This is a genomic window from Rhizobium sp. P44RR-XXIV (assembly GCF_001999485.2).
Classification (GTDB): Bacteria; Pseudomonadota; Alphaproteobacteria; order Rhizobiales; family Rhizobiaceae; genus Rhizobium.
Genome location: NZ_MPVZ02000028.1, coordinates 1,242,757 through 1,255,888 on the forward strand (window position 1 = coordinate 1,242,757; position 13,132 = coordinate 1,255,888).

At 62.1% G+C, this 13,132-nt stretch carries 10 protein-coding genes; 9 read left to right on the top strand and 1 reads right to left on the bottom strand.

Annotation, left to right across the window (positions count from 1 at the left end; translation table 11 throughout):
- Nucleotides 1-1,659, bottom strand: a complete 1,659-nt coding sequence (locus tag BSK43_RS23305; protein ID WP_077472771.1) for an acyl-CoA dehydrogenase family protein — start codon at nucleotides 1,657-1,659, stop codon at nucleotides 1-3.
- A 186-nt stretch (nucleotides 1,660-1,845) separates the two neighbouring features.
- Between BSK43_RS23305 and BSK43_RS23310 the strand changes: the two genes are divergently transcribed.
- The 9 genes from BSK43_RS23310 to BSK43_RS23350 all read left to right on the top strand — a co-directional run bounded on the left by BSK43_RS23310 (nucleotide 1,846) and on the right by BSK43_RS23350 (nucleotide 13,085).
- Complete coding sequence (locus tag BSK43_RS23310; protein ID WP_136687206.1) at nucleotides 1,846-2,802, top strand: aspartate carbamoyltransferase catalytic subunit; 957 nt, start codon at nucleotides 1,846-1,848, stop codon at nucleotides 2,800-2,802.
- Nucleotides 2,799-4,088 carry a dihydroorotase gene (locus tag BSK43_RS23315; RefSeq protein ID WP_077472773.1) on the top strand — a complete coding sequence of 430 codons (1,290 nt, stop codon included), beginning with the start codon at nucleotides 2,799-2,801 and terminating at the stop codon, nucleotides 4,086-4,088. Before BSK43_RS23310 ends, BSK43_RS23315 begins: the two co-directional genes overlap by 4 nt.
- 29 nt (nucleotides 4,089-4,117) lie before the next feature.
- Nucleotides 4,118-4,738 carry a glycerol-3-phosphate 1-O-acyltransferase PlsY gene (plsY, locus tag BSK43_RS23320; protein ID WP_205910649.1) on the top strand — a complete coding sequence of 207 codons (621 nt, stop codon included), beginning with the start codon at nucleotides 4,118-4,120 and terminating at the stop codon, nucleotides 4,736-4,738.
- Nucleotides 4,738-5,886, top strand: a complete 1,149-nt coding sequence (gene dprA / locus BSK43_RS23325; protein ID WP_077472775.1) for a DNA-processing protein DprA — start codon at nucleotides 4,738-4,740, stop codon at nucleotides 5,884-5,886. The genes plsY and dprA overlap by 1 nt, the downstream gene beginning before the upstream one ends.
- A gap of 175 nt (nucleotides 5,887-6,061) precedes the next feature.
- On the top strand, nucleotides 6,062-8,731 hold the full coding sequence (topA, locus tag BSK43_RS23330) for a type I DNA topoisomerase (protein WP_077472789.1): 2,670 nt from the start codon (nucleotides 6,062-6,064) through the stop codon (nucleotides 8,729-8,731).
- A complete protein-coding gene (gene rnr / locus BSK43_RS23335; protein ID WP_077472776.1) occupies nucleotides 8,728-11,106 on the top strand; it encodes a ribonuclease R in 2,379 nt (792 codons plus the stop codon). The genes topA and rnr overlap by 4 nt, the downstream gene beginning before the upstream one ends.
- 32 nt (nucleotides 11,107-11,138) lie before the next feature.
- Nucleotides 11,139-11,594, top strand: a complete 456-nt coding sequence (locus tag BSK43_RS23340; RefSeq protein ID WP_077472777.1) for a DUF983 domain-containing protein — start codon at nucleotides 11,139-11,141, stop codon at nucleotides 11,592-11,594.
- Nucleotides 11,595-11,674: 80 nt separating this feature from the next.
- Nucleotides 11,675-11,908 carry a hypothetical protein gene (locus BSK43_RS23345; RefSeq protein WP_077472778.1) on the top strand — a complete coding sequence of 78 codons (234 nt, stop codon included), beginning with the start codon at nucleotides 11,675-11,677 and terminating at the stop codon, nucleotides 11,906-11,908.
- On the top strand, nucleotides 11,901-13,085 hold the full coding sequence (locus BSK43_RS23350; RefSeq protein WP_077472779.1) for an MFS transporter: 1,185 nt from the start codon (nucleotides 11,901-11,903) through the stop codon (nucleotides 13,083-13,085). The genes BSK43_RS23345 and BSK43_RS23350 overlap by 8 nt, the downstream gene beginning before the upstream one ends.
- Nucleotides 13,086-13,132: the final 47 nt, after the last annotated feature.

Here is a 13,132-nt window from a genome sequence, read left to right on the forward strand (position 1 = left end):
CTACGTAGCGGGCGGATAGAGAAGATCGACGATGTAGCCGGCATCGAACCGCGCATCGAGCATGCCATAGGTGGAGCGCCAGCCGCCGGCAAGGCGGGTTTCGATGAAGGCATCGGCGATCTTGCCGGCGCCAAGGCGATAGAGCTCGGCCGCTCCGGCCGCAAGCGCTAACTGCTCGACCAGCAGGCGGGCAGCGCCCTCATCCTGCTCGCAAAGCGCCATGGCTGCGCGCAGCACCTCAATGGTCTTCTTGCCGGCAGGTCCGAGATCGCGGGCAAGGCCGGCGAACACGGTTTCGAACAGGTCCTTGCCACGGTTTAACACGCGTAGAACGTCGAGCGCCATGACATTGCCGGAGCCTTCCCAGATCGCATTGACCGGTGCTTCGCGGTAGTGGCGGGCGATCGGACGCTCCTCGATATAGCCGCTGCCGCCAATGCACTCCATGGCTTCATAGATCAGAGCCGGAGCGATCTTGCAGCACCAGTATTTGGCAACCGGCGTCATCACGCGGGCGTAAGCCGCGTCCTCGCTGCTGCCGCTTGCCTTATCGAAGGCCTCGGCCAGGCGGAAGGCGAGTGCCGTTGCCGCCGCGACGTCGAGAGCCATGTCGGCGAGCACGCGTGTCATGATCGGCTGGTTGACCAGCATCTTGCCGAACACGCTGCGGCCGCGCGCATGATGCACCGCCTCGGCCAGCGAAGCCCGCATTATACCGGCCGAGGCCAATGCGCAGTCAAGCCGCGTCAGCGTCACCATGTCGAGGATCGTGCGTATGCCGGCATCGGGCGTTCCGAGCAGGAAGCCGAATGTGTCGTGGAACTCGACTTCGGAAGACGCGTTCGAGCGATTGCCGAGCTTGTCCTTCAGCCGCTGGAACTGCAGGCCGTTGGCCGAGCCATCCTCGAGCAGCCTCGGCACGAGGAAGCAGCCAAGGCCCTCCTTGGTCTGGGCGAGCATGATAAAGGCATCGCTCATCGGCGCCGACATGAACCATTTGTGGCCCGAAAGCCGGTAGATGCCGTCGCTCACCTTTTCCGCACTGGTCTTGTTGGCGCGCACATCGGTGCCACCCTGCTTCTCCGTCATGCCCATGCCGATGGTGACGGCGGTCTTCTGCATGGCGGGCTTGTTGGAGGAATCATATTTGCGCGACAGGATTTTTGGCGCCCAGTCCTTCTGGACGGCTGGCGACGCCATCATGGCGGCCACGGAGGCGCTGGTCATCGTCAGCGGGCAGAGATGGCCGCATTCGAGCTGTGCCGTCAGATAGAAGCGCGCGGCGCGCACCTTGTGCGACTGTCCCTTCGCTTCGGGATCCGCCTGTGCATCCCAGATCGAGGAATGCAGACCTGACGCCATGGAGCGGCGCATCAGCGCGTGCCAGGCCGGATGGAATTCGACGACATCGAGACGCTCGCCGCGCGGACCATGGGTGCGCAGCTGTGGCGTGCCCTGGTTTGCCATACGCGCCAGCTCCTGCGCCTCGTGAGAGGTGACAAAGCGGCCGAGCTGCTCCAGATCTTCGCGGATCGAGCGTGGCAGACCGGAGGTCAGATCAACGATGAGCGGATCGGAACGATAGGCATTGATGCCGGACCAGAGGCTCGGCTGGTTCAAGTCGGCAAATGGGTCGTCGGTCCGGGTCTGTTGGGTCATGAATCGCTTTTTAGAGCAAGAGGGTTGCAAAAGGAAACCGGAAGTTTTGTCTCCCAACAGCATAGCTGCTGTAACGGCATTCGGGCGAAATTGCATGGGGAACAAGCAGGCTCATCGCATACGCGCGCTTGCCCCTTTGGCGCTCCCTCTCTATAGACCCCCTGACGACATTCAGAGGGCAGGTCCATGGTCTTCTTTCCCCACCGCCACCTCATCGGCATCAAGGGTCTTACCGAGCAGGATATTACCTATCTTCTCGACAAGGCCGACGAAGCCGTCAAGATAAGCCGCCAGCGTGAGAAGAAGACGTCGACGCTTCGCGGTCTCACCCAAATCAACCTCTTCTTCGAAGCCTCGACCCGCACGCAATCCTCCTTCGAGCTGGCCGGCAAACGGCTTGGCGCCGATGTGATGAACATGTCGGTCGGCAATTCCTCGGTGAAAAAAGGTGAAACGCTGATCGATACGGCGATGACCCTGAATGCCATGCGACCGGACGTATTGGTCATTCGCCATTCGAGCGCCGGTGCTGCCGCGTTGCTGGCCCAGAAGGTCTCCTGCTCGGTGGTCAATGCCGGCGACGGCCAGCACGAGCATCCGACCCAGGCGCTCCTCGATGCGCTGACGATCCGCCGCGCCAAGGGCAAGCTTTCGCGCATCATCGACGCCATCTGCGGTGACGTGCTGCATTCGCGCGTTGCCCGTTCCAACATCCTGCTTCTAAACGCCATGGGCGCCCGCGTCCGCGTCGTCGCTCCTGCCACGCTTCTGCCCACCGGCATTGCCGACATGGGCGCCGAAGTCTTCCATTCGATGAAGGAAGGCCTGAAGGACGCCGATGTTGTCATGATGCTGCGGTTGCAACGAGAGCGCATGTCCGGCGCCTTCGTGCCGTCGGTGCGTGAATACTATCATTTCTACGGCCTCGATGCGGAAACGCTGAAAGCCGCCAAGGAGGATGCGCTTGTCATGCATCCTGGCCCGATGAACCGCGGGGTCGAGATCGCCTCCGAAGTCGCTGACGGTCCGCAGAGCGTCATTGCCGAACAGGTGGAAATGGGCGTCGCCGTGCGCATGGCGGTCATGGAGACGCTGCTCATCTCCCAGAACCAGGGGCCTCGCAGCGAGGGAGCAGGCGCATGAGCAACTCGATCGTCCTGCAGAATGTCCGCATCATTGACCCCTCCCGCAATCTCGATGAGGTCGGCGCGATTGTCGTCGAGGATGGCATCATCATTTTCGCCGGCAAGGGCTTGAAAGGCCATGCGACACCCAAGGGCGCGACGGTACGGGACTGCACCGGCCTTGTCGCTGTGCCCGGTCTGGTCGATGCCCGCGTCCATGTCGGCGAGCCCGGCGGCGAACATCGCGAAACGATCGCCTCTGCAAGCCGTGCGGCAGCGGCCGGCGGAGTTACCTCCTTCATCATGATGCCGGATACCCATCCCGTCATCGACGACATCGCCCTGGTCGAATTCGTCAAGAAGACGGCGCGGGATACGGCCGTCGTCAATGTCTATCCGGCAGCAGCCCTCACAAAGGGTCTCGCCGGTGAAGAGATGACGGAAATAGGCTTGCTTCGGGCAGCTGGGGCCGTCGCCTTCACCGATGCGCATTCCGCCGTCTATGACACGCAGGTCCTGCGGCGGTTGATGACCTATGCCCGCGAATTTGGCGCGGTCATTTCCTGCGAGACCCGCGACAAATATCTCGGCGCCAACGGCGTCATGCATGAAGGATTGCTGGCGAGCTGGCTCGGGCTATCGGGCATCCCTAAGGAAGCCGAGCTTATCCCGCTGGAGCGCGATCTGCGTATCGCGGCACTGACGCGCAGCCATTACCACGCAGCCATGATCTCCGTGCCTGAATCGGCTGAGGCCATTCGCCTCGCCCGCTCGCGCGGCGCCAAGGTCACCTGCGGCATCTCGATCAACAACCTCGCGCTGAACGAGAATGACATCGGCGAATACCGGACGTTCTTTAAAGTCTACCCGCCGCTTCGCTCCGAGGACGATCGCACGGGTATGATCGAAGCGTTGGCGGACGGCACGATCGACATCATCGTCTCCTCGCACGACCCGCAGGATGTGGATACCAAGCGCCTGCCCTTCGGCGAAGCTGAAGACGGCGCCGTCGGCCTGGAAACGCTGCTTGCCGCCGCCCTTCGGCTTTATCATAGCGGCCAGGTCAGCCTGATGCGACTCATCGATGCGCTGTCGACGCGGCCGGCCCAGATTTTCGGTCTCGATGCCGGTACGCTGAAGCCAGGTGCCAAGGCAGATATCGCCCTGATCGATCTCGACGAGCCTTGGCTTGTCGCAAAAGACATGCTTTTGTCGCGCTCGAAAAATACACCTTTCGAAGATGCGAGAATGAGCGGCCGGGCAGTCGCGACCTATGTCGCCGGCAAGCTGATTCACAGCCTCTAGGGCAAGCCCGGGTTTACGGAGAATAAGACGTGATGGCGGATTTCTGGACTTGGCAGCTCACCCCGCAGACATTGCTGGCAGCCATCGTCATCGGCTACCTGCTCGGCTCCATCCCCTTCGGCCTGTTGCTGACGCGCATGGCCGGACTTGGCGACGTCCGCAATATCGGCTCGGGCAATATCGGCGCGACAAACGTCCTTCGCACGGGTAACAAGTGGCTTGCGGCCGCGACACTGCTGCTCGATGCCTTCAAGGGCACAGCCGCCGTTCTGATAACAGCCCATTTCTTTGGTGAGGATGCCGGTGTGCTTGCCGGCTTCGCGGCCTTCATCGGCCACATCTTCCCGGTCTGGATCGGCTTCAAGGGCGGCAAGGGCGTCGCGACCTATCTCGGCATCCTCCTCGGCCTGGCGCCGCTGATGGCCTTGATTTTCGCCATCATCTGGCTGGTCATTGCCTTCACGACCCGTTATTCCTCGCTCTCCGCATTGGTTGCAACCCTTGTCATCCCGGTTGTATTGTGGATATTGGGCGTCGACAAGATTGCCGCCGTCATGGCGCTGATGACCGTCATCTCCTGGTACAAGCACAGGGCCAACATCGCCCGGTTGACCGCCGGAACGGAAGGCAAGATCGGAGCAAAGGGATAATGGACGCAGGCAGCGCAAGACGGACCGGAGTTGCGCTGACCGAAAAACAAAGGATTGCCTGGCTCAGGCTGATCCGCTCCGACAATGTCGGACCATCCACCTTTCGCGATCTCATCAATCACTATGGCTCGGCAGAAGCAGCACTTGCGATGCTGCCGGAACTTTCGCAGCGCGGCGGCTCGACGCGAGCGATCCGCATTGCCGACGAGCGCGACGCTCTGCGGGAACTAGAGGCGGTGCATCGCTTCGGTGCACGCTTCGTGGGTATCGGCGAGCCGGATTATCCGTCGGCGCTACGGGAGATCGATGGGGCGCCGCCTCTTCTGACGGTCAAGGGCAATGTACCGACAGCAACCCGCCCGGCCATCGGTATCGTCGGCTCGCGCAATGCCTCGATCAGCGGGGCGAAGTTCACCGCGATGATTGCCCGAACCTGCGGCGAGGCCGGTTATGCCGTCGTCTCCGGGCTTGCGCGTGGCATCGATACCGCCGCCCATCGCGCCAGCCTCGAAACGGGGACCGTCGCCGCAATGGCCGGCGGTCTTGATCAGCCCTACCCGCCGGAGAATATCGGCCTGCTCAACGACATATGGAATGGAAACGGGCTTGCCGTCAGCGAGATGCCGTTCGGATGGGAACCGCGGGCACGCGACTTTCCGCGCCGCAACCGGCTGATATCGGGCATTTCGCTCGGCGTCGTCATCGTCGAGGCCGCGACCCGCTCCGGCTCGCTGATCACCGCGCGTCTTGCCGGCGAATTTGGCCGGCTGGTCTTCGCCGTTCCGGGTTCGCCGCTCGATCCCCGTTGCGAGGGCACCAACGGCCTGCTGAAGGACGGCGCGATGATCGTGACCACGCCGGGCGATATAGTCGACGCCTTGCGGCCGCTGGCCGAGCCGGATCTCTTCCGCCCGCGCCCTGTCGAAGCTCCGATCGAACGGAGCAAGCCGCTCTCCGTGCCGCCCGACGATGCAGAGCGTGACTACATCGTCGACGCACTCGGGCCGACACCGGTCGAGATTGACGATATCGTCAGGCATACCGGCCTACCGGTATCCGCTGTTCACTCTGTCCTTCTTGAGCTGGACATGGCCGGACGGCTGCATCGCCACCCCGGCGGGCTGGTGTCGATCTCCATGCTGGATTGAAAACTGTGACACGCATACCAATTCTAAGCTTCGCATCGCCGCGTCGATGGCAAAAATCGACTTCGCCTCTTGACCGCGACGAATTCCCTGTCCATGTCGGAAGGCCGGGAAGACGGAAAAGCCCGGCTTCTCCAGTGCCTTGTTTCGGCACGACCTCGTATTCAGAGACTTAATGATGAACGTTGTAGTGGTGGAATCGCCTGCCAAGGCTAAGACAATCAACAAATATCTGGGACCCGGATATAAGGTTCTTGCCTCCTTCGGCCATGTGCGTGACCTGCCCGCCAAAGACGGTTCGGTACTGCCGGATCAGGATTTCGAAATGCTCTGGGAAGTCGATGGCGCTTCGCAAAAGCGCATGAAGGACATCGCCGATGCGGTGAAATCCTCCGACGCCCTGTTTCTCGCGACCGACCCGGATCGCGAAGGTGAAGCGATTTCCTGGCATGTGCTCGACCTGCTCAACAAGAAGCGTGTCATCAACGGCAAGCCCGTCAAGCGCGTCGTCTTCAACGCGATCACCAAGAAGGCCGTGCTCGATGCAATGGCCGACCCGCGCGACATTGACGTGCCGCTGGTCGACGCTTACCTCGCCCGCCGTGCGCTTGATTATCTCGTCGGCTTCAATCTGTCGCCGGTGCTGTGGCGCAAGCTGCCTGGCGCCCGCTCGGCCGGCCGTGTTCAGTCCGTCGCGCTTCGCCTCGTCTGCGATCGTGAATCCGAGATCGAGCGCTTCATTTCGGAAGAATACTGGAACCTTTCGGCGATCCTGAAGACGCCGCGCGGCGACGAATTCGAAGCTCGTCTCGTATCCGCCGGAGGCAAGCGTCTGCAGCCACGCGCAATTGGCAACGGCGAAGAGGCCGGCAAGCTGAAGGCGTTGCTGGAAGGCGCGAGCTACGTCGTCGACACCGTCGAGGCAAAGCCGGTCAGGCGCAATCCGAGCCCGCCTTTCACCACCTCCACCTTGCAGCAGGCCGCCTCCTCCAAGCTCGGCTTCTCCGCTTCGCGCACCATGCAGGTAGCGCAGAAGCTTTATGAAGGCGTCGACATCGGCGGCGAGACGGTCGGTCTCATCACCTATATGCGTACCGACGGCGTGCAGATGGCGCCGGAAGCGATCGACGCGGCTCGCGTCGCGATCGCCGATCAGTTCGGCAACCGCTACCTGCCGGAAAAGGCACGCTTCTATTCGACCAAGGCGAAGAACGCCCAGGAAGCACACGAAGCGATCCGCCCGACCGGCTTCGATCGCACACCCGACCACGTCCGCAAATACCTCGATGCAGACCAGCTGAGATTGTATGACCTGATCTGGAAGCGCGGCATTGCCAGCCAGATGGCCTCGGCAGAGATCGAACGCACCACCGTCGAGATTCTGGCTGATAAGGCTGGCGAGAAGGCTGGGCTGCGTGCCGTCGGCTCGGTGATCCGCTTCGACGGCTTCATCGCCGCCTATACCGACCAGAAGGAAGACGGCGAGCAAAGCGACGATGCCGACGACGAAGATGGCCGTCTGCCGGAGATCAATGCCCGCGAAAACCTCGCCAAGCAGAAGATCAATTCGACCCAGCACTTCACCGAACCGCCGCCGCGCTATTCCGAAGCATCGCTGATCAAGAAGATGGAAGAGCTCGGCATCGGCCGCCCGTCGACCTATGCGGCGACGCTGGCGACGCTGCGCGACCGCGACTATGTCACGATCGACAAGCGCAAGCTGGTGCCGCAAGCCAAGGGCCGGCTGGTGACCGCTTTCCTGGAAAGCTTCTTCACCAAATACGTCGAATACGACTTCACCGCCGATCTCGAAGAAAAGCTCGACCGCATTTCCGCCGGCGAGCTGAACTGGAAGGACGTTCTGCGCGATTTCTGGCGCGATTTCTTCGCCCAGATCGAGGATACCAAGGAACTGCGCGTCACCAATGTGCTCGACGCGCTGAACGAGGCGCTGGCGCCGCTGGTCTTCCCGAAGCGCGAAGACGGCAGCGATCCACGCATCTGCCAGGTCTGCGGCACGGGCAACCTGTCGCTGAAGCTCGGCAAATACGGCGCCTTCGTCGGCTGCTCAAACTATCCGGAATGCAACTATACGCGCCAGCTCTCTTCGGAAGGCGGTGCGGAAGCAGAATCCACAGGGCTGAATGAACCGAAGGCACTCGGCCAGGATCCGGTTACCGGCGAAGAGCTGACCCTGCGTTCGGGCCGATTCGGACCTTATATCCAGCGTGGCGATGGCAAAGAGGCCAAGCGCTCGTCGCTGCCGAAGGGCTGGAAGCCTGAGGATATCGACTACGAGAAGGCGATGGCGTTGATCTCGCTGCCCCGCGATATCGGCAAGCATCCGGAAAGCGGCAAGATGATCTCGTCCGGCATCGGACGCTACGGTCCTTTCCTGCTGCATGACGGCAGCTATGCCAACCTCGAGACTGTCGAAGATGTGTTCACCGTCGGCCTGAACCGGGCTGTTACCGTGCTTGCCGAAAAGCAGAGCAAGGGTGGCGGGGCTCGTGGCGGTACGCCGGCAGCATTGAAGGATCTTGGCGCGCATCCGGATGGCGGCGGCTCGATCACCGTTCGTGACGGGAAATACGGCCCCTATGTCAATTGGGGCAAAGTCAACGCCACCCTGCCGAAGGGCGCCGACCCGCAGGCGATCACCGTCGAGGAAGCCCTGGCCTTGATCGTTGCGAAAGCCGGTAAGAGCGGCACAACGGCGAAAAAGGCGCCCGCCAAGGCTAAGACTGCGGCCGCCGGTGCCAAAGCGACCAAGACGACCGCCAAGCCGAAGGCTGCTGCAAAGAAGCCCGCGGCCAAGACGGCAACGAAAAAGAAGAGTGCAGAGTGAGCAGAGAACCGCGCGGCAGGAATCCATCGTCGGAACGTCGTTCCGGCAAGCCCGGCCGCGCCGGTAAGGCCAGCGGCGACGCCGAGCCGATGATGGCGATCGTGCACGGCACCCTGCCGCCGCGCGAAGTCATTCTTCGTTTCATCGCAGAACATCCCGAGCAGGCTTCCAAGCGTGAGCTTGCAAAGGCCTTTGGCCTGAAGGGTGAAAGCCGCATCGCGCTGAAGAGCCTGCTGCGAGAGCTCGAAGAAGACGGGATGGTGCAGAAGAGCCGCAAGTCGCTCATCCGCCCGGGTGCGCTGCCGCCGATCACCGTTCTCGATATCACGACCCGAGACAAGGATGGCGGACTGATCGGCCGCCCGGCCGATTGGGCGGATGAGAACGGCGTGGCACCGGCCGTGATGATCAAGCAGTCCTCCTCACCCGCCGGCCGCAATAGCAAGGGCAAGGCGCCGGTCGCCGGCATGGGCGACCGCGTCCTCGCAAAGATATTTGCCGCGGTGGATCGTGGCGGTCCGGCCTATACGGCACGCATCATCAAGGTTATCGACAAGCGCAAGGGCGCCAGCATGGGCGTCTTCCGCGAGACGCCGGGCGGCGGCGGTCGGCTGATGCCGATCGAGCGGCGCGGCGAAGAAATGGTGATCGATCCGGACTATACCGGCGACGCCAAGGATGGCGATCTCGTCGAGGTCGAAGTCGCCCGTCTTGGCCGTTTCGGCCTGCCGCGCGCCAAGGTTCTCTCGGTCGTTGGCTCCGTCGCTTCCGAAAAGGCGATCTCGATGATCGCCATTCATGCCCATGGCATTCCGCATGTCTTCCCGGCCGCCGTGATCGCCGAAGCCGATGCGGCCAAGCCCGCGACGATGGCGCATCGCGAGGACTGGCGCAGCCTGCCGCTGATCACCATCGATCCGGCGGACGCCAAGGACCATGACGATGCCGTCTATGCCGAGATGGACCCGTCGCCCGACAATCCCGACGGCATTGTTGTCACTGTCGCCATTGCCGACGTCTCTTGGTACGTGCGCCCCCATTCGCCGCTCGACCGCGAGGCGCTGAAGCGCGGCAACTCCGTCTATTTCCCCGACCGGGTCGTCCCGATGCTGCCTGAGCGCATCTCCAACGATCTTTGCTCGCTGAAGGAGGGTGTCGATCGCCCTGCCCTCGCCGTCCGGATGATCTTTTCCAAGGAAGGCCGCAAGGCGGGCCACACCTTCCATCGCATCATGATGAAGAGTGCCGCCAAGCTTTCCTACCAGCAGGCGCAGGCGGCCATCGACGGCCAACCCGACGACAAGACCGGGCCGATGCTGGAGCCGATCCTGAAGCCGCTGTGGCATGCCTATGAGATCATGAAGAAGGGCCGCGAGCGGCGTCAGCCGCTGGAACTCGACATGCCCGAGCGCAAGATCCTTTTGAAGGAGGATGGCACAGTCGACCGCGTCTTCGTGCCGCCGCGCCTCGATGCACACAAGCTGATCGAAGAAATGATGATCCAGGCGAACGTCGCCGCCGCCGAGACGCTGGAAAAGAAGAAGCAGGCACTCATCTACCGCATCCATGACGGTCCGACGCTCGCCAAGCAGGAAGTGTTGCGCGAATTCCTCAAGACCCTCGACATAACGCTCGCCAAGGGTGGCAATGTCCGGGCCAACAGCTTCAACGGCATTCTGGCGAAGGCCGAGGGTACGCCGCATCAAACCATGGTCAACGAGATGGTGCTGCGCTCACAGAGTCAGGCAATCTACAGCCCCGACAATATCGGGCACTTCGGCCTGAACCTGATGAAGTACGCCCATTTCACCTCACCGATCCGCCGCTACGCGGATCTGATCGTGCATCGTGCGCTCGTCGGCTCGCTCGGCTTCGGTGAAGGCGGCATCACGCCGGATGAGGAAGCTGTGCTCGATGACATCGCCGCCGAGATCTCAACCTTCGAGCGCCGCGCCATGGCCGCCGAACGCGAGACGGTCGATCGACTCATAGCCCATCATCTGGCGGGCAAGGTCGGCGCGGAATTCGAGGCGCGCGTCGGCGGTGTCACCAAGTCGGGACTTTTTGTCACCCTGCCCGACTACGGAGCCGACGGTTTCATCCCTATATCTACGCTCGGCAGCGACTACTTCATCTACGATGAGGCGCATCAGGCGCTGACGGGCGAAAAGACCGGGCTCGGCTATCGCCTTGGCGACGAGGTGACCGTGCGGCTGGTGGAAGCCGTACCGCTTGCAGGCGCCCTGCGCTTCGAGATGCTGAGTGACGGACGGTCGTTGCCGACGGCGGTACGCTCTTTCCACAAGGCGACCCGTCGCAATCAAAGCCAGGCACGCAAGACGCCGGGCACGAGACCACCGCGCGGCCGCCGGTAAAAGATGGCTGCCGGCAGTAAGGAAGAGCATTCATGACGGGCAGCCCATCCGATTCCCCCATCCGCTACGGCGGCACCGACGAAAGCGAGCGCCCGGTCGCCCGGTCGATTTCCCGCGGCATGCTCAACCGCTGCCCGCGCTGCGGGACGGGCAAACTCTTTCGCGCCTTCCTGAAGCCAGTCGACAATTGTCCTGTTTGCGGCGAGGAGATCTTCCATCAACGAGCCGATGATCTGCCGCCTTACCTGGTGATCTTCGTTCTCGGCCACATCATCGTCGGCGGCTACATGATGACGGACATGGCCTTCAATCTGCCCATGTGGGTCCATCTCGCCATCTGGGCGCCGATCACGGTCATAGCGGCCCTCGCGATCATACAACCCATCAAGGGTGGCGTGATCGGCCTGCAATGGGCGCTGCGCATGCATGGTTTCGGCGGCCACGACGACAGCCCGGACGAATGGGATCAGGGAAACGGGCGGTCGTGACCATGCCCGCAAGCCTGTCACATCGGTCTGCTCGGGAGACCGCGGTTGTTTCGCATTATCGCTCTCCCCCAGCGGGAACCATGATCGATTTCCCGGATATTCGTGATTCGCACACGCTGCTTCGGCGGCAACGGCTTGACACGAGCGGCTTTTCTTGTCTGAACATGCCGGGCATCGAAAGGATCATTCTGGGGGATATGACCGATCTCATGAAAGCCGACCCGTCACCTGAATTTGGCCGAGCCGTGCCTTTCTATGTTGCGTATCGTGATCGATTCGCCTGCCTCATGCTCCAGGGATCAGTTTATGCTTGAACCGACGAACGGCAAGGCCGGCCATGTCGAAGAAATTCACTGGCCTTCGCTCGTCGCCGCCATCGCGTCCGTATCCGCCGTGGGCATTGCCATTGGCCTGGGCCTGCCGCTTCTCAGCATCATTCTGGAGAAGCGCGGCGTCTCCTCAAGCCTGATCGGCCTCAACACGGCGATGATGGGCATAGCGGCCATGCTCGCGGCTATCATCACCACCAAGCTCGCGCATCGCTTCGGCGTCGTGCAGACGATGATCTGGGCCGTGATACTGTCCGCGCTGAGCTCGCTGGGCTTCTATTATGCAGAAAACCTGCTTCTGTGGTTCCCCCTGCGCATCCTGTTCCACGGCTCGACGACCACCCTCTTCATTCTGTCGGAATTCTGGATCAATGCGGCTTCGCCACCGTCCAAGCGAGGTTTCGTACTCGGCCTATATTCCACGGTGTTCTCGCTTGGCTTTGCGGCCGGCCCCCTGCTCTTCTCGCTTGTCGGCAGCGAGGGCCTCATGCCGTTTCTGATTGGCGCCTGCATCATTCTGGCGGCGGCGATCCCGATCTTCATCGCCCGTAACGAAAGTCCCGTGGTCGACGAGAAGCCCGAGCTGCATTTCGTCCGCTATATCTTCCTGGTGCCGACGGCCACTGCGGCCGTGTTCGTGTTCGGCGCCGTGACCGTTGGCGGCGGGTCGCTGTTTACCAGCTATGCCACCCGCCTAGGCTTCAACGAATCGCAGGCCGCATTGCTGTTGACCGTCATGGGCATCGGCAATTTCGTGTTTCAGATCCCCCTTGGGCTTCTGGCCGACCGCATGCGCGACAAGCGGCCATTGTTGTCGATCATGGCCACCATCGGCCTGGTTGGCGCGCTGTTGCTGCCATCCCTGTCGTCGAACTGGATTATCCTCGCCGTCATCCTGCTCTTCTGGGGCGGCTGCGTTTCCGGCATGTACACGGTTGGCCTCAGCCACCTGGGTACACGGCTGACCGGCGCAGACCTTGTGGCCGCCAATGCGGCCTTCGTTTTCTGCTATGCGATCGGCATGGTTCTCGGGCCGCCGACGATCGGTACCGCGATGGATTTGGTCAATCCCAGCGGCTTTGCCTGGGCTGTAGCCTTTTTCTTCGGCCTTTATGTCCTGCTTTCGGGGATACGACTGCTTTTCATGGGCAACAGAGGTTGACTTTTCGGGCGCGATTTGTATTTTCGCGCCAGAATTCGCCGTGGACC

Bases quoted from the DNA above. Each gene is read 5' to 3' on its own strand.
- BSK43_RS23350 (WP_077472779.1), top strand. From the start codon at position 11,901: ATGCTTGAACCGACGAACGGCAAGGCCGGCCATGTCGAAGAAATTCAC.
- BSK43_RS23310 (WP_136687206.1), top strand. From the start codon at position 1,846: ATGGTCTTCTTTCCCCACCGCCACCTCATCGGCATCAAGGGTCTTACC.
- dprA (WP_077472775.1), top strand. From the start codon at position 4,738: ATGGACGCAGGCAGCGCAAGACGGACCGGAGTTGCGCTGACCGAAAAA.
- BSK43_RS23315 (WP_077472773.1), top strand. From the start codon at position 2,799: ATGAGCAACTCGATCGTCCTGCAGAATGTCCGCATCATTGACCCCTCC.
- BSK43_RS23345 (WP_077472778.1), top strand. From the start codon at position 11,675: ATGATCGATTTCCCGGATATTCGTGATTCGCACACGCTGCTTCGGCGG.
- BSK43_RS23340 (WP_077472777.1), top strand. From the start codon at position 11,139: ATGACGGGCAGCCCATCCGATTCCCCCATCCGCTACGGCGGCACCGAC.
- BSK43_RS23305 (WP_077472771.1), bottom strand. From the start codon at position 1,659: ATGACCCAACAGACCCGGACCGACGACCCATTTGCCGACTTGAACCAG.
- topA (WP_077472789.1), top strand. From the start codon at position 6,062: ATGAACGTTGTAGTGGTGGAATCGCCTGCCAAGGCTAAGACAATCAAC.